This is a genomic window from Streptomyces speibonae (assembly GCF_984686075.1).
On the sequence record NZ_OZ480260.1, the window covers coordinates 3,985,924 to 4,001,603 of the forward strand.

Here is a 15,680-nt window from a genome sequence, read left to right on the forward strand (position 1 = left end):
AATCGGTACGGAAATCTCTCATCTGCACACCCGTCAATGGTGCTTGCTCAAACGGGAGGGAAACACCGATGAAAGCTGGAACGAGAAAGAGAATCGCGGCTGCGGTAGCGGTCGTGACCACGTCGACAGCGCTCATGCTGAGCACACCGGGCAGTGGCTCGGCCGCTGCGGCCGCCCCACCCAGCCTGCGCGCGTTCGGGATCACGGGTGACGGCACGCAGATGGCCACCTTCACCACGGACCGGCCGAACGTGCTCAACTGGGTCAGGGACATCGTCGGACTCAGTGGCGACACGGCTCTGATCGGCATCGACTTCCGGGTGCAGAACGGCCTGATGTACGGCGTCGGCGACAAGGGCGGCATCTACACGATCAAAACCCCGCCGGCCACCACGGACGTCGTGATCACCAAGGTGTCCCAACTCCAGTACACGCTGCACGGCATGAACTTCGGCGTCGACTTCAACCCGGCCGCCGACCGGCTGCGTGTGATCAGCGACAACGGCCAGAACCTGCGGCACAACCTCAACGACCACACGACCATCCAGGACCTGAACCTCACCACCCCGCCGGCCGAGGGCACCACCAAGGGCGTCTCCGCCGCCGCCTACACCAACAACGACCTCAACGGGGCCACCGGGACCACGCTGTTCGACATCAACACGGCCACCGACCAGGTCGTCCTCCAGTCCCCGGCCAACAACGGCATGCTGGCACCGACCGGCAGCCTCGGCGTCGACACGCAGATCAACAGCGGCATGGACATCTACTGCACCCTGTCGGGCGGCAAGACGGTCGGCAACGCCGCCTTCGCCACGCTCACCCCCTCCGGCGCCAGCCGGCCCTCCCTCTACAGCGTCGACCTCCTCACCGGCGAGGCCACGCTCGTGTCCGACGCCTCCACGTCCAGGTTCCCCCTGAACATCACGGACCTGGCCATCTCCCTCACCGGGAGCTGAGCCCTCCCGCAGATCATTCACTCGCCGCGGCCCGGCCGCTCCAGGCCGCGGCGAGTCCGAAACTTCCGCACGCGTCGGGCTCCGGGGCCTTCTGCGGGGCTCGTCACCGTGGCTGCACGCGTCGTGCCAGCCTACGGCCCCAAGTCTGGCTCGGGGTTTCGATGTAGCGGTGGGTCAGGAGGCACAGGGGTAGGAGTGCGGTGAAGAAGGCCACTTCCAGTGCGAGGTCGTCCTGCCGGCGGCGGCCCAGCGTGCTGTCGATCAGTGTCAGCAGCAGCGGATGAACCATGTAGACCGAGTAGCTGATCGTTCCCAGGCCGGTCAGGGTCCGTGGGAGGCGTCGGTGGCGTGATGTCAGGCCGGCGGTGAAGGTCAAGGCGGCGAGCAGGAACGCCGTGATCCAGCCGCGTCGTGTGAAGTGGTCGCCGTCGCCGTGCGCGTACGCGCTTCCCACGGCACAGGCGACCACCACCATGGCCGCGACGGTCGTGCGGCTCCAGGTGTTCTGGCCGGTCTCGGCGCGGTGGACGGCGGTGCCGAGGAACATGACGGCGAGGATCGTCAGGCCCTCCCACACCGGGACAGTGCCGTTGAGCGGGACCAGGGCCAGCGCCTGCATGCCGCCCAGCACGGCGCCGAATCCCCTGAGCACGGATGATCTCGCGCTCGCGCAGGCGATGGCTACGGCCATGGCTACGGACGCGAGGGTGATCAGAGGGACGGCACCGACGTGGGAGGACAGGGCGGAGGGTGGCAGTGCCAGCCCTGCTGTCGTGCTCGCCGCGGCGAGAACGGCCAGGGTGACGGCGATCGCCGCGGAGTGCTGGTGGAGGCGGACCGTGAAGAGGGCGACGACCAGCAGGTAGAAGGACATCTCGTAGGAGAGCGTCCACAGCGTGAGCAGGAGGTTCGGCGTGCCCAGCAGTTCCTGGAGCATCGTGGCGTGGGCGGCGGCGACGGCGGCCGTGCTGTGTTGTCCGAGGTCGGGCAGCTCCGCGATGTCTGCCAGGTGCGCGGCGATGAGCACGGTGACGACAGCCGCCCACAGCGGGTAGACACGGAAGATCCGTCCGATCCAGAACGTGCGAACACAGCCCCGGCGCTCCAGCGAGGCCGGGATGATGTAGCCGCTCACCAGGAAGAACACCATGATGCCGTAGCGGCTGGTGTTGAAGTGCGGCATCAGTTCCCCGCGGAAGTCCGCCATGAAGGTGTACGACGAGTGGTCGAACACCACGACCAGTGCGGCGATGCCGCGCAACGCGTCCAGCCATCCCATGCGCGAGGGAGATGCCCGTCCCCTCACCCCCGGTGGCCGTGCGGGTGGTGCGGAGGCGGGCGGTAGGGGGTGCATGCGTCGACGGGGTCCTTCCAGTGAGGTGTCAGGGGTGTGGCGTGGGCGGGGCCCGTGCCGCTCGCGTCGACGAGTTCAGCGCTCTGAGCATTTGTTCGGCAGTACCGTTCTGGCGGCCGAACAATGACGGGCGTGCAGGGGCGCCTGCTGTCCGCTCCGATGCGGGGCAGCCGGAGAGGGTGAGGGTGTGGCGGGACGTCGTGAGGTACCGGTTGACCCGGCATCGGGGCCGGTGCAGCGGTTCGCGTACGAGTTGCGCGAGCTGCGGGCGGCGGCCGGCGGGATCACCTACCGGGCCCTGGCCCAGCGGGCGGGCTACTCGGTGACCACGCTGTCGCAGGCGGCGGCGGGTGAGCGGCTGCCGACGCTGCCGGTGGCCCTGGCCTATGCGGAGGCGTGCGGTGGGGATCGGGCGGAGTGGGATGCCCGATGGAGGACGGCGGTGGAGGAAGCCGCCCGTGACGGCTCCCGTGATGACGGCGGATCAGTCGCGCCGTACCGGGGGCTGGCACGGTTCGAGACCGGCGACAGCGCCTTGTTCTTCGGCCGGGAACAGCTCACCGCCGACCTGGTCGACCTGCTGCGCCGTCGGCGGTTCGCAGCGGTCTTCGGGCCCTCCGGCAGCGGCAAGTCCTCGCTGTTGCGGGCCGGTCTGATACCCGTTCTGCGGCAGGCGCAGGAGCCGGATCTACGACCGGCCGCGATCCGCATCCTCACGCCGGGCGAACGACCCGTCGGACGGCATACGCCCCTCCTCACGGCCGACACACGCGGCGCCGGGGCGGACACGCTCGTGATCGTCGACCAGTTCGAGGAGGTCTTCACCCTCTGCACCGACGCCGTCGAGCGCGCCCGCTTCATCGATCTGCTGCTGGCCGCCCGGCGGCCCGGAAGCCGTTTACGGGTGCTGTTGGCCGTGCGCGGCGACTTCTACGGCCGCTGCGCCGAGCACCGCGGCCTGGCCGACGCACTGCGCGACGCCAATCTGCTGGCCGGGGCGATGACGCCGGCGGAACTGCGCGACGCCGTCGTCAAGCCGGCCACGGCCGCCGGACTGACCGTGGAGCGCGCCCTCACGGCCCGGCTGGTCGAGGCGGTCGCCGACGCGCCGGGCGGGCTGCCACTGCTGTCCCACGCGTTGCTGGAGACCTGGCGCCACCGCCGGGGCAAGACACTGACCCTGGCGGGCTATGAGGCGGCCGGATGTCTGGACGGCGCGATCGCCAGGAGTGCCGAGACGGTCCACGGCCGGTTCACGGAAGGCCAAGCCGGCGTCGCCCGGCGAATATTGCTACGTCTGATCTTCCCGGGCGACGGCGCCCCCGACACCCGTCGTCCCGTCCACCGCGCGGAACTGCCGGGCGCCGACCGGGAGGACACCGCCCGGGTGCTGGAAGAGCTCGCCCGAGCACGGCTGCTCACCCTGGACGGCGACATGGTCGAGCTGGTCCACGAGGCTCTGATCACTGGCTGGCCGCGGCTGCGTGGATGGATCGAGGAGGACCGCGAACGCCTGCGTGTGCACCGGAACCTGACGGCCGCGGCCCACGCGTGGCAGGAGCTGGGCCGCGAGGAGGACGCCTTGTACCGAGGAAGCCGGCTCGCCGCCGCCCGGGAACACTTCGGCGGAGCACCGCGCGAGGAACTGACCGACCTGGAGCGTTCCTTCCTCGACGCCGGCTGCGCCCTCGCACGGAAGGGCCGCCGACGGTACCGGCTCGTGCTCACCGCGGTCACCACCGCCCTGTGCCTCGCCCTCGTCGCCGCCGGTCTCGCCGCGAGGCAGTGGAAGAGCGCCGTGGCCGCCCAGCAACTGGCCCAGTCCCGGCAACTGGCCGCCCAGTCCGGTGCGCTCCTGGACTCCGCACCCGACCTCGCCGCACTGCTCGCGGTCCGTGCCCACCGCACCAGCCCCACCCGCGAAGCCACCGCCGCCCTGTACGCCGCCGCGGCGCTGCCGTTGCGCAAGCGCCTGATCGGCGGCACCGAACCCGTGCAGTCCATCGCCCTCAGCCCGGACGGACACACCCTCGCCGCCCAAAGCGGCGACGGCACCCTACGGATCTGGAACCTGCCGGAGGGTCGGCTCCGGCACACCGTCACCGGCCACCGCATCAGCGACGTCTTGGCGTTCGGCCCCGACGGACGCACTCTGGCCGTCACCACCGCCGAGGGGACCGGCACGACCGTGGGCCTGTGGGATCCGGTCACCGGCAGGAAACTCACGGACTTCGCCGTTCCCGACGGTGCGGTACGCGCGGTCGACTTCAGCCCCGACGGGCGTACGGTCGCCGTCGCCTCGCCGGCTGCCGTACGGGTGTGGGATGCCGCCACCGGACGGGAGCGGCACAGGTTCACCCGTCACTCTGACGCGCACGCCGTCGCCTTCGGGCCCGACGGACGTACCGTCGCCGCAGCCGCCCTCGACGGGGCGGTGCGGGTGTGGGACGTGGGCACCGGTCGCACGCGGACCACACACGCCGACGGGACCGATAGCCATGCCGTGGGGTTCGGTCCTGACGGGCGGACGTACGCCGTTGTCCGCGACGACGGTTCGGTGCAACTGCGGGCGACGGCCACGGGTGATGTCCGGCGCACCATTCGGGACAAGGCGGGCGACTTGAGCGGAGTGGCCTTCGCTCCGGACGGGCGGACCCTCGCCATCCCGGGCCGTGGGGACACGGTACGGCTGTGGGACACCGTCTCCGGCACGGCAATGGCCACCGTGACCGCCGGTCACCACGGACGCGGACTCATGGATGTGGCCCTCGGTGCGGACGGCCGCACCCTGGTCACCAGCAGCAACCTGGATCCCGTCGTCCGGGTCCACAGCCCGTCCGTGCATCATCCGCGGACCGTCCTCTCGGGCCCTGCCGGCACGTCCGTCGCCGGGGTGGCGTTCAGTCCGGACGGACGTACGGTGGCCGCGGTCCACCAGGGGCCGCCCGGACGTGGGTCCGTACGACTCCGGGAGGTCGGGACGGGCGAACACGAAGCCGCCTTGGCGCTCGACACCGCTCCGGCACGCCGGGGAGAGCAGCCGCCCCTCACGGTGCCACGCCCCGGAGCCGTCGGGTTCGGCCCGGCCGGGCGCGCCCTGGCTGCCAGGGTCGTCGGGAAGAAGGTGATCGAGGTCCGGGACATCGCCACGGGCGGTCTTCGCCGGAGCCGCGAACTGGGGGCCGTCGACATGGTGGTCTTCAGCCCCGACGGGACGCGGCTCGCCATCGTCGGCGTGAACGGGTCGGTACGGATCTGGCACCTCTCGACGGGCGCCCTGCGCACCGTCCGCATCGGCCACGGCCGGCCCGTGCGGGCGGTGACGTTCGCCCCGGACGGACGCGCCCTCGCCGTCGCTCATGTCGAGGACAGCGGCGAACGGGTCAGCCTGCTCGATGCGGCCAACGGCCGTACCCGGCACACCATCGACACGAGCGCCCGGAGCCCGCTGTCCCTGGTGTTCAGCCCGGACGGGGACACGCTGGCCACGGCGAGTGGCAGCGAGGTGAGGACCTGGGACGTACGCACCGGGCGGCTCCAGGGCCGCTTCAGCGCCGACGATGAGGTGACGTCGCAGGCGTTCAGCCCCGATGGACGCACCCTTGCCGCGAGCACCGTGAGAGGGGTCGGGCTGTGGGACCTCAACACCGGCCGGACGCGCGCCACCCTGCCGGCCCGTCCGGCCGCGGCAGTGGCGTTCAGCCCGGACGGGCGCACTCTGGCCGTCGGCACAGACGAATCCGTCGGGCTGTGGGAGATCGATCTGCCCGATCCCACCGGTGCGATCCGGGACATCTGCGAAGCCGTCGGCAGGACTCTCACCCCCGCGGAACGGTCCCGGTACGTGCACGACCGGTCCGCCGGGACCGACTGCTGACCGGCCGTACCCGCGCGGGGGACCCCTCCCGGGGCTCCGCCCGTAGAACGGTGCCATGACCACATGGGAATCATCGGCCGCCCGGGCGGGGATCATGTGCGCCCTCGTCCTCGCCGCCGCCGCGCTGACCGGCTGCGGCTCCGACGACGACGCAAAGGCCGCCGCGTCGGCCACGCCCTCCCGTTCCGCCGAGCCGTCGTCCGCCTCCCCTGCGCCCACGCCAACCTCTCCCTCGCCGTCGCCGACTGCGGCGAAGCCGATGAAGCCGTCGACTCCGGCCCAGCTGCAGGCGTGTGCGGACGGGACGTGCACGGTCGTCGTGACGAAGGGCACCGAGATTCCGCGTGCCGACGGGCTTCGGGCGGGGCCGTTCACCGTGACCGATGTGGGGGCCGAGGGGGTGGATCTGACCTCGGTGGACGCGACCGGGTTCACGTCCAATCTGCTCGGTCAGCGTCCTGACCAGGGCGGGCCCTCCACCGTCAACGAGCTGTCGATCGCCGTCGTCTCCATCGTGGGGGACACCGCCGAGCTGCGGCTCTTCCCGGCGGAGTAGCCCGGCGGCCGGCGCGTCAGCGCACCGGCACCGCGAGGTACTGGACCTCGAGGAACTCCTCGATCCCGGCCCGGCCGCCCTCGCGGCCGAGTCCGGACTGCTTGACGCCGCCGAAGGGCGCGGCCGGGTTGGAGACGAGGCCGGTGTTGAGGCCGACCATGCCCGCCTCCAGGCGTTCGCTGACGCGCAGGGCCCGGTCGAGGCCCTCGGTGAAGACGTATCCGACCAGGCCCCAGGGGGTGTCGTTGGCGCGGCCGATGACCTCGTCCTCGTCGTCGAAGGTGAGGATCGCCGCGACGGGGCCGAAGATCTCGGTGTTCATCAGGCGGCTCGCGGGGTCGACGTCGGCGAGCACCGTCGGAGGGTAGAAGCAGCCGGGTCCTTCCGGGGTACGGCCGCCGACCAGCACCCGGGCCCCGCGCCCGACCGCGTCGGCGACCAGCTCCTCCACCTTGGCGCGGCCGGCCGCGTCGATCAGCGGTCCGACGTCGACGCCGTCCCGGGTCCCGGGGCCCACGACGAGCGCGCCCATCCGCTCGGCCAGCCGGCGCCCGAACTCCCCGGCGACCGACCGGTGCACGAAGAAGCGGTTGGCGGCGGTGCACGCCTCGCCCATGTTCCGCATCTTGGCGAGCATCGCGCCGTCGACGGCCGTGTCCAGGTCGGCGTCCTCGAAGACGATGAACGGCGCGTTCCCGCCCAGCTCCATCGAGGTCCGTACGACCGCTTCCGCGCTGAGCGCGAGCAGGTGCCGTCCGACGGCCGTGGACCCGGTGAAGGACAGCTTGCGGATCCGCCCGCCGCGCAGGAGCGGTTCGCACACCTCCCCCGCGCGGGAGGTGGTGACGACGTTGAGCACGCCGTCGGGGAGCCCGGCCTCCTTCAGGATCGCGGCGAGGGCGAGGCCGGAGAGCGGGGTCTGGGGTGCCGGCTTGAGGATCATCGTGCAGCCCGCCGCGATCGCCGGGCCGATCTTGCGGGTGCCCATGGCGAGGGGGAAGTTCCAGGGGGTGATGAGCAGGCAGGGGCCGACCGGCCGGCGGGAGAGCAGCATGCGGTGGCGGCCGTCGGGGAGGGTGCCGTAGCCGCCGTCGACGCGTACGGCCTCCTCGGCGAACCAGCGGAAGAACTCGGCCGCGTAGGCCACCTCTCCCCGGGCCTCGGCGAGCGGTTTGCCCATCTCGGACGTCATGAGGCGGGCGAGTTCGTCGGTGCGCCCGATGATGATCTCGTAGGCGCGGCGCAGGATCTCGCTGCGGGCCCTCGGTGCCGTACGCGCCCACTCCTCCTGCGCGCCGACGGCCGCCTCCTCGGCGAGCCGGGCGTCCTTGGGGCCGGCGTCGGCGACGCGGGCGATGACCTCGCCGGTCGCCGGGTCGTCGACGGGCATCGTGGCGCCGTCCGCGGCGTCCGCCCAGGCGCCGCCGATGAACAACTGCGTGGGTGTACCGGTCATGGTGTCCCTCCTGGTCGGTCGGCGGCGGGGCGAGGAGTTCCGCGGGGCGCGCGGAGGCGAAGTCGAAGTCGATGCGGACGTGGACGCGGTCGGTCCAGGACGACACCGGGCCCGACCGCGTTGCCGGCCATGTTGGTGCCGCCGCCCCGCGCGGTGACCGGAACGCCCGTCTCCCGGCAGGCCCGCACCACCGCGACCACGTCGTCGGTGGTGCGGGGGAACGCCACGGCCCGCGGAGGGACCCGGTAGGTGGAGGCGTCGTAGGCGTAGGCGCCGGTGCCGGGGCCCGTCTTCAGCCGCAGGCCCGGAGCGGACTCGGCGAGCCGGGCGGTCAGCCGCCCGAGGGCGTCGCTCATCGTGCCGGGGACTGCGAGGTTCCCGCCTCCACCGCGGCCGTCCACGCCCGGAGGCCCTCGTCCACCGCCGTCTCGTCGACGACCAGGGCGGGGATCATCCGTACGACCTGGTTCCACGCCCCGCACAGCAGCAGGAGCAGGCCCTCGTCGACGGCGGCGCGCTGGACGCGGGCGGCGGTCTCGGGGTCGGGGCCGCCGTCCTCGGTGACGAACTCGGTGGCGAGCATCAGCCCGAGGCCCCGCACGTCCCCGATGCCCGGGGTCCGGCCGGCCACCGCTTCCAGGCCGTGGCGCAGCCGCTTGCCCATCGCCTCGGCGTTCTCGACGAGCTTCTCCTCGCGTACGACGTCGAGCGTGGCGCAGGCCGCGGCGCAGGCGACCGCGTTGGCGCCGTACGTTCCGCCCTGCGAGCCGGGCCACGCCTTCGCCATCAGCTCCTGCGGGGCCGCGATGCCGGACAGCGGGAAGCCGCTGGCCAGGCCCTTGGCGGTGACGAGGATGTCGGGCGTGACGCCGAAGTGGTCGTGGCCCCAGAAGCGGCCGGTGCGGCCGACGCCGGTCTGCACCTCGTCGAGGATCAGCAGGAAACCGTGGCGGTCGGCCCGCTCCCGCAGCCCCTCGAGGAAGGCGCAGGTCGCGGGGACGTAGCCGCCCTCGCCCAGCACCGGTTCCACGACGACCGCGGCGGTGTCGTCGGGGGAGGAGATCGTCTGGAGGGTGTAGTCGAGTTCCCGGAGGGCGAAGCGGGTGGCGGTCTCCTCGTCCCAGCCGTAGCGGTACGCCGTCGGGAAGGGGGTGACGACCACGCCGCTCATCAGCGGGGAGAACCCGGACCGGAACCGGGTGCCGGAGGTGGTCATCGAGGCGGCGGCGACGGTACGGCCGTGGAAGCCGCCGTGGCAGACGAGGACGTTGGGTCGGCCGGTCGCCTGGCGGGCCAGCCGCAGTGCGGCCTCGACGGCCTCGCTGCCGGAGTTGGTGAAGAACAGGCTGTCCAGGCCGGCCGGCAGCACCTCGCCCAGCTTCTCCACGAGCCGTTGCAGCGGCGGGTGCATGACGGTCGTGTACTGGCCGTGGATCAGCGTGCCCACCTGCTCCCGCGCCGCCGCCACGACCTCGGGGTGGCAGTGCCCGGTGCTGGTGACACCGATGCCGGCGGTGAAGTCGAGGTAGCGGCGGCCCTCCTCGTCGTAGAGGTGGACGCCCTCGCCCCGCACCGCCGTCACGGGCGTGGCCTGGCGAAGATGCGGCGACAGTGCGGTCATGGTCGTCTCCCGGCGTGGGTCGTCGGACGCGTGCGCTCCCCTCGAGCATCTCCACCACCCCGACCGGGGCCAACGCGCGATCTGTCCGCCGGGGGCACGATGTTCGGACGTTGTGTCAGGTGTGGGGTCGGCGGGCGGACGTGCCCGGCTCTTGTGCAGGTCAGCCATGCTTGTCACAGTGGCCGCGCACTGAGGGAGACACCGTGAACGACAATCCCCCGCTGGACGCCGACGGCCGGTCCGACGGTCCGCCCGGCCGTGCCCTCACCGTCGCCGACGTGCTGGCGCTGCCCGTCATGGCCTCCGGACAGCCCCAGGTGGTCACCGGCCTGCCCCTCCTCGGCCGTCCCGTCCGCTGGGTCCACATCACCGAGCTGACCGACCCGGCCTCCTTCCTCAAGGGCGGCGAACTCGTCCTGACCACCGGCATGCCGCTGCCCGACGACGCCGCGGGGGTGCGCCGCTACGTCGACGAACTCGCCGACGTGGACGCGGCGGCCCTGGTCATCGAACTCGTACGGCGCTACCACCGCCCGCCCGACGCCCTCGTGCACGCCTGCCGCGCCCGCGGTCTGCCCCTGATCACCCTGGCCCGGGACGTCAACTTCCTGGAGGTCACCCAGGTGGTGCACGCCCTCATCCTCGGCAACCAGGCCGAGGCGATGCGCCGCACCCAGCGCGTCCACGAGGCGTTCACCGCGCTCACGCTGCGCGGCGCGGGACCCGAGGACGTCATGCGCGCGGCGGCCGAGATGGGCGGCCGCACGGTCGTCCTGGAGAACCTCGTCCACCAGGCACTGATCTGCGCGCCTTCCGGCACCACCCTGGAGGAGGCGCTCACCGGCTGGGAGGAACGCTCCAGGGCCGCCCCGCCCGGCGACCCCAGGAGCCGGGTCGGCCCGGAGGGCTGGCTCACCGCACCCGTCGAGTACCAGGGCGAACGCTGGGGACGCGTGGTCATGCTGCCCGCCCTCGCCGCGGATCCGTCCTCCGGACAGGCCTTCGAGCAGGCCTTCGATCCGGAGCATGTCATCGTCCTGGAGCGGACGGCGATGGCCCTGACCGTCGCCCGCCTCATCCACCCCGCCCCCTGGGAACGCACCGCGCACCGGGGCGCCCTGCGCGACCTCGTCGAGCAGCGCCACCGCTCCCCCGAGGACGCCCGCGCGCGGGTGGCCGCACTGGGCCTGCCCACCGGGGACTGCCGCTTCCTCACCGTCGTGGTGGAGCTCCCGGTGGACGACACCACGGCGCGGGCCGAGAGCCGGCTGGCCCAGGCCGTGCGCCGGACGGCGGCCCCGGCGCTCGTCGGCGAACTGGCCCCGGGCCGTCTGGGCGTACTGCTCGCCCTCGGCTCCTCACGTGCCTGGCGGCCGGTGGTGGAGCAGGTGGCGCGGGCCGCGCTCGAGCTGTCCCCGCGGGCCGTCGTGAGCGTCGGCTCCGAGGCCGACGACCTCACCGGCGCCCCCCGTTCCTTCCGCCAGGCGACGCGCGTCGCCGAGGCCACCCCGCCCGGCCGGCCGCTCCCGCCGGGCCGCTCCTTCCACGAGCTCTCCGACGTCGGCCTGCGCGGCCTGCTGTACGCGCTCCGCGCGGACACCCGGGTCCAGGACTACGCCGAACAACGCCTCGGCCGTCTCCTCGACCACGACCACCGGCAGGGCACCGATCTGCTGACGACCCTCCGCCACTACCTCGACGCCGCCGGCAACAAGACCAGTGCCGCCCGCCGCGGCGGCCTGTCCCGCGAGACGTTCTACCAACGCCTGCGCACGATCGAGCGGCTGCTGGGCTGCGACCTCGAATCCGGCGCGCAGCGCACCGAACTCCATGTGGCCCTCACGGCTCTCGACGTGCTCCGCGACGGCTGACGGCCCGGGCGGCCGGGCGCTGTCAGCCGGGCGGTGTTCAGCCGAGGGTCTTGACGAGCTGGGGGTAGTAGCCGGACTGGTAGCCGGCCGCGGTCGGGTGGAAGACCTCGGACAGGTTGGTCAGGTCGTTGATCCACGAGTCGGAGCCGCAGGCCCCGTGGTCCTGGAACGCGTCGCGCACGTCGACGAACGTGACCGACTGCTGCGCCGCCGCGGCCTCGGTGCCCTCGGCCAGCGCGTCGGCGAAGCCGTTCATGTAGGTCCGCTTGTCGACGCTGAGGTCGATCAGCGGGCAGGTACCGGTCGGGGAGAGCGCCCTCGGGTAACCGAGGACGATGATCTCCGCCTCGGGCGCCCGGTCCTTGATCTCCCCGTACAGTCCGGCGAGTTCGGTCACCAGCTGGTTCCTGGCGTAGGACGACGCCATTCCCGCGGACGACTTGCAGTAACTGTCCGTATTCAGCAGGCAGTCCGTGGCCACGGTGGTGAACTGGGCGTCGTTGCCGCCCACGGTGACGGTGACGACGTCGGTGTCGCCGTTCACGGCGGAGAGCTGATTGGCGCGCACGTCCTCGATGGTCGCGCCGCTGCAGGAGACGTCCGTCAGCTTGTATTCCGAGTGCGCCTTCTGCACCAGGCTCGGGTAGCTGTTCGCGCTGCGCTTGCAGTCACCGCCGTCCGGGTCGTAGTTCCCCGCGCCGACCCCGGACGCGTAGGAATCCCCCAGAGCCACGTACTGGAGCTCCTCCGCGGCCTGGGCGGGGGCAGCGGCCATCGCCGTCAGTCCGGCACATGCCATTACGGAGCTGACAGCAATCGACGTCAATTTACGCATGAGTTCCTTCTGAAACGAATAGGGAGAACTGGTGATCGAGGTGCGGCACAGCTTCACACAGCGCTTCTTATTCGCAACAGATGGGCTGCCCCAAAGGGCAGTTGGACCAATGCGCCGTCGGCATGGATCGACTTTTCTTCAGGAATGGCACGGCGGGCGGCGGGCAGTGGTGGCGCGTACGCGACCCCGGGCCCGTGCGCCCGCCGAGGGAAACCCCTGCAACCACTGCCCTTTGTGACCAGCCGTCAGGTCGCGGCCCGGTCCATGAGTCCTCCCGTCCTGTGCCCGTAGGCGCGGCTCGGCCAGCGTGACGGCGGTCAGGGCGCGGAAGAGGAGTAGTGCGCCAGCACCTTGCTGATCAGTCCCTCGTCGTCGACGAACAGCACCTCGGCCACCATGCGGGCCGCCGACGCCGCGCATGTAGATCGTGACGCTGTCCACGCAGCGCAGCACGTCGACGATCTCGAAGCGCAGGTCGGGGTTCTTGGCCAGTGCGGTGCCGAAGTACTCGCGCAGGCCGTCCCGGCCGCGCACGACGTCGCTGCCGACCACCTGTCCGGCGAACGGGGAGACCAGCTCGACGTCCTCGGTGTACAACTGGAGGATTTCCTCCAGATCGTGCTTGTTCCACACCTCGATGTGGTGCTCGACGAAGGCCACCGCCTCCTGCTCGGTCCACGGCATCGTCAGGTTCTCCTCTCCCGTCGCGGCCTGCGCAGGACGGTCGTGCTGAACAGATGGTCGGCGCCGACGCTCGGGGACGAGGGCGCGCTCACCCGCCCCCGGCTGACACCGCCGCGTCACGCGGGCCGGCTGTCCGCCTCCTCGACGAGGTGCCGGACGTCTTCGGCAGTCTCGCGGGTCAGGGCGGTGGCCGCGAGGGAGACGCAGGTGTCGAGGCGGAGGCGGCGGATGCGGGCGCGGACCTCGTCGAGGGCGGCGGGGCCGACGGAGAGGCTGTCGCAGCCGAGGCCAAGGAGGAGGGGTATCACGAGGGGGTGTGCGGCGGCGTCGCCGCAGACGGAGACCTGACGGCCGTGGCGGTGGGCGACGGTGACGACACGGGAGACGGCGCCGAGGACGGCGGGGTGCGCCGCCGCCGCGGGTGTGGCGGCCGGGTCGCGCCGGTCCAGGCCCAGGATCTGGCAGGTCAGGTCGTTGCTGCCGACGGAGAAGAAGTCGGCCTCACGGGCGAGATCGTCGGCCGCAGCGACCGCTTCGGGCAGTTCCACCATGATGCCCAACGGTGGTACGGGTACGTCGGCTTCGGCGGCCGCCGTCTCCAGCAGGGCGCGGCAGGCGCGTAGTTCGTCCACGCTCGCGACCATGGGGATCATGATGCGCAGATCGGTGCCGGCTCCGGCGCCGAGCAGGCTGCGGAACTGGTCGGCGAAGGCGTCAGGCCGGGCCAGCATGAGGGAGAGCCCGCGGCCGATCCGCCCGCCCCTGTCGGGGGCGAGGAACGGCGGCAGTTTGTCGTCGGCGAAGTCGAGCGTGCGGACGGTGACGACCTGCCCGGTGAGCGCGCGCATGACCGGAACGAGGGCGGCCGCGTGCTGTTCCCGCGTGGGCCAGGCGGGGTGGTTGAGGAAGGGCAGCTCGGTACGGAGCAGGCCGACGCCTTCCGCGCACGTGGTGACGGCCGCGCGGGCGTCCGCGGAGGTGGCCACGTTGGCCCGCAGCACGACGCGGTGCCCGTCGAGGGTCTCGGCGGGCAGGTGCCGCTCCTCGGCGAGGGCGAGCCTGCGTGCCCGGGCTGCCTCCATGGCGTGCAGGGCCCTGGCCCGCTCCTCCTCACCGGGGTGGGCGACCGCGGTGGACGTATCGGCGTCGAGCAGGATCTCGGCCCCGTCCGGCAGGTCGAGCAGTGCGGGCTCGACGCCCAGGAGGAAGGGGATGCCCAGCGAACGGGCGACGATCGCGGCGTGCGAGTTCGGGCCGCCGGTCACGGAGAGGGCGCCGGTCACCGTCCGGCCGGGTTCGAGCAGGTCGGCGGCGCCTATCTCGTGGGCGGTGAGAACGAGCGGCTGGTCGGGGGAGGGGGCCGGCTCGCCGTGGAGGTGGGCCAGGACGCGGCGGCCGACCTGGCGTACGTCCGCGGCGCGTTCGGCGAGGGTCGGATCGTCCAGGGCGGCGATGATCCCGGCGTAGGTGTCGACGGCCTGGCGGACGGCGACGGCGACCGGCAGGCCCTCGTGCGCCCGCTTGACGGCCTGGTCGCGCAGGTCCGGGTCCTGCGCGAGGTAGCTGTTGACCTCCATGATGTCGGCCTGTTCGTCCTTGCCCTGTTCGCGCAGGGAGGTGGACAGGTCCAGCAGGCGCGCGGCCACGGCGTCGAAGGCGTCGGTGATCTGCCGCCCGGGGTCGCCGCCGATGCGCTGGGGCAGCTCCGTCCTGGTGAGCGGGCGGTCTGTGCGGTGGGCGACGCCCAGGGCCGTCCCGGGTGCGGCGGCGTGCCCGCGGTAGGTGCGGCGACGGGCGGTCATCGGGCCTCCCCCGCCAGCGTGTCGGCGAGGGCGCGGAAGACCAGGGCGGTGGAGGTGGCGCCGGGGTCCTGGTGGCCGACGCTGCGGGCGCCGAGGTAGGAGGCGCGGCCCTTGCGGGCCTGCATCGGTGTGGTGGCCCGCATGCCCTCCTCGGCGGCCTCGGCCGCGGCGGCGGCCGCCGTCGCCGCGTCGTCTCCCGCGTCGGCCCGCTGCCGGAACGCTTCCAGCGCGGGGGCGTAGGCGTCGATCATGGTCTTGTCGCCGGGCGCGGCCGCACCGAGCTTCTCGATGCTCGCCAGGCCGGCGGCCAGCGCGTCGGCGATCTGCCCGGCGTCGGCGGTGGGGGTGTCCAGGGCCTTGCCGATGGCGCGGAGGGCACCGCCGTAGAGCGGTCCGGAGGCGCCGCCGACGGTGGAGACGAGAGTGGTGCCGGTCTTGACCAGGACGGCCCCGACGGTGTCCGGCTCGTAGTCGGCCAGGGCCGTGACGGCGGCGGAGAAGCCGCGGTGCATGTTGGTGCCGTGGTCGGCGTCGCCGATGGCCGAGTCGAGCTGGGTGAGGTGGTCCTTGTGCTGGTCCACGGCGGCTGCGATGGCCTGCACCCAGGTGCGGGCGAGGTCGGTGTCCACGGGGTCTCCGTTCATGGTCGGTACGGGGTGGGCGGG

General features: G+C 72.5%; 12 protein-coding genes. 4 read left to right on the forward strand and 8 right to left on the reverse strand.

Annotation, left to right across the window (positions count from 1 at the left end; all coding sequences use genetic code 11):
* The first annotated feature begins 134 nt into the window (after nucleotides 1-134).
* The gene (locus tag AC5L3C_RS17970) at nucleotides 135-959 is read left to right on the forward strand and encodes a DUF4394 domain-containing protein (RefSeq protein ID WP_493653921.1); all 825 of its coding nucleotides are present in this window, start codon (nucleotides 135-137) and stop codon (nucleotides 957-959) included.
* 103 nt (nucleotides 960-1,062) lie between these two features.
* Here AC5L3C_RS17970 and AC5L3C_RS17975 read toward each other — a convergent pair whose 3' ends face one another.
* Nucleotides 1,063-2,238, reverse strand: a complete 1,176-nt coding sequence (locus AC5L3C_RS17975; protein WP_493649870.1) for an acyltransferase family protein — start codon at nucleotides 2,236-2,238, stop codon at nucleotides 1,063-1,065.
* Between the two features lie 262 nt (nucleotides 2,239-2,500).
* Here AC5L3C_RS17975 and AC5L3C_RS17980 point away from each other — a divergent pair, with 262 nt between their 5' ends.
* Nucleotides 2,501-6,190, forward strand: coding sequence for an nSTAND1 domain-containing NTPase (locus AC5L3C_RS17980; protein WP_493649871.1), 3,690 nt, complete (start codon nucleotides 2,501-2,503; stop codon nucleotides 6,188-6,190).
* Nucleotides 6,191-6,245: 55 nt separating this feature from the next.
* Nucleotides 6,246-6,746, forward strand: coding sequence for a hypothetical protein (locus AC5L3C_RS17985; RefSeq protein ID WP_493649872.1), 501 nt, complete (start codon nucleotides 6,246-6,248; stop codon nucleotides 6,744-6,746).
* Nucleotides 6,747-6,762: 16 nt separating this feature from the next.
* On the opposite strand, the gene AC5L3C_RS17990 is transcribed toward AC5L3C_RS17985, so the two are convergent.
* From AC5L3C_RS17990 to AC5L3C_RS18000, 3 genes are read right to left on the reverse strand one after another with little or no spacing between them, the layout of a single operon-like run.
* Nucleotides 6,763-8,202: an NAD-dependent succinate-semialdehyde dehydrogenase gene (locus AC5L3C_RS17990; protein WP_493649873.1), complete on the reverse strand. Its 1,440-nt coding sequence runs from the start codon at nucleotides 8,200-8,202 to the stop codon at nucleotides 6,763-6,765.
* Nucleotides 8,199-8,558, reverse strand: a complete 360-nt coding sequence (locus AC5L3C_RS17995) for an FAD-binding oxidoreductase (protein ID WP_493649874.1) — start codon at nucleotides 8,556-8,558, stop codon at nucleotides 8,199-8,201. Before AC5L3C_RS17995 ends, AC5L3C_RS17990 begins: the two co-directional genes overlap by 4 nt.
* A complete protein-coding gene (locus tag AC5L3C_RS18000; protein ID WP_493649875.1) occupies nucleotides 8,555-9,823 on the reverse strand; it encodes an aspartate aminotransferase family protein in 1,269 nt (422 codons plus the stop codon). The genes AC5L3C_RS17995 and AC5L3C_RS18000 overlap by 4 nt, the downstream gene beginning before the upstream one ends.
* A gap of 203 nt (nucleotides 9,824-10,026) precedes the next feature.
* On the opposite strand from AC5L3C_RS18000, the gene AC5L3C_RS18005 reads away from it, so the two are divergent.
* On the forward strand, nucleotides 10,027-11,694 hold the full coding sequence (locus AC5L3C_RS18005) for a PucR family transcriptional regulator (protein ID WP_493649876.1): 1,668 nt from the start codon (nucleotides 10,027-10,029) through the stop codon (nucleotides 11,692-11,694).
* A 37-nt stretch (nucleotides 11,695-11,731) separates the two neighbouring features.
* Here AC5L3C_RS18005 and AC5L3C_RS18010 read toward each other — a convergent pair whose 3' ends face one another.
* The 4 genes from AC5L3C_RS18010 to dhaL form a co-directional block, all read right to left on the reverse strand.
* Nucleotides 11,732-12,469 carry an SGNH/GDSL hydrolase family protein gene (locus tag AC5L3C_RS18010; protein WP_493649877.1) on the reverse strand — a complete coding sequence of 246 codons (738 nt, stop codon included), beginning with the start codon at nucleotides 12,467-12,469 and terminating at the stop codon, nucleotides 11,732-11,734.
* A gap of 198 nt (nucleotides 12,470-12,667) precedes the next feature.
* Complete coding sequence (locus AC5L3C_RS18015) at nucleotides 12,668-13,213, reverse strand: nuclear transport factor 2 family protein (protein WP_493649878.1); 546 nt, start codon at nucleotides 13,211-13,213, stop codon at nucleotides 12,668-12,670.
* 116 nt (nucleotides 13,214-13,329) lie between these two features.
* A complete protein-coding gene (locus tag AC5L3C_RS18020; RefSeq protein WP_493649879.1) occupies nucleotides 13,330-15,015 on the reverse strand; it encodes a phosphoenolpyruvate--protein phosphotransferase in 1,686 nt (561 codons plus the stop codon).
* Nucleotides 15,012-15,659, reverse strand: a complete 648-nt coding sequence (gene dhaL, locus AC5L3C_RS18025; RefSeq protein ID WP_493649880.1) for a dihydroxyacetone kinase subunit DhaL — start codon at nucleotides 15,657-15,659, stop codon at nucleotides 15,012-15,014. The genes AC5L3C_RS18020 and dhaL overlap by 4 nt, the downstream gene beginning before the upstream one ends.
* Nucleotides 15,660-15,680: the final 21 nt, after the last annotated feature.

Bases quoted from the DNA above. Each gene is read 5' to 3' on its own strand.
- AC5L3C_RS17975 (WP_493649870.1), bottom strand. From the start codon at position 2,238: ATGGGATGGCTGGACGCGTTGCGCGGCATCGCCGCACTGGTCGTGGTG.
- AC5L3C_RS17970 (WP_493653921.1), top strand. From the start codon at position 135: ATGCTGAGCACACCGGGCAGTGGCTCGGCCGCTGCGGCCGCCCCACCC.
- AC5L3C_RS18015 (WP_493649878.1), bottom strand. From the start codon at position 13,213: ATGCCGTGGACCGAGCAGGAGGCGGTGGCCTTCGTCGAGCACCACATC.
- AC5L3C_RS18010 (WP_493649877.1), bottom strand. From the start codon at position 12,469: ATGGCCGCTGCCCCCGCCCAGGCCGCGGAGGAGCTCCAGTACGTGGCT.
- AC5L3C_RS18000 (WP_493649875.1), bottom strand. From the start codon at position 9,823: ATGACCGCACTGTCGCCGCATCTTCGCCAGGCCACGCCCGTGACGGCG.
- AC5L3C_RS17995 (WP_493649874.1), bottom strand. From the start codon at position 8,558: ATGAGCGACGCCCTCGGGCGGCTGACCGCCCGGCTCGCCGAGTCCGCT.
- AC5L3C_RS17990 (WP_493649873.1), bottom strand. From the start codon at position 8,202: ATGACCGGTACACCCACGCAGTTGTTCATCGGCGGCGCCTGGGCGGAC.
- AC5L3C_RS17985 (WP_493649872.1), top strand. From the start codon at position 6,246: ATGACCACATGGGAATCATCGGCCGCCCGGGCGGGGATCATGTGCGCC.
- AC5L3C_RS18020 (WP_493649879.1), bottom strand. From the start codon at position 15,015: ATGACCGCCCGTCGCCGCACCTACCGCGGGCACGCCGCCGCACCCGGG.
- dhaL (WP_493649880.1), bottom strand. From the start codon at position 15,659: ATGAACGGAGACCCCGTGGACACCGACCTCGCCCGCACCTGGGTGCAG.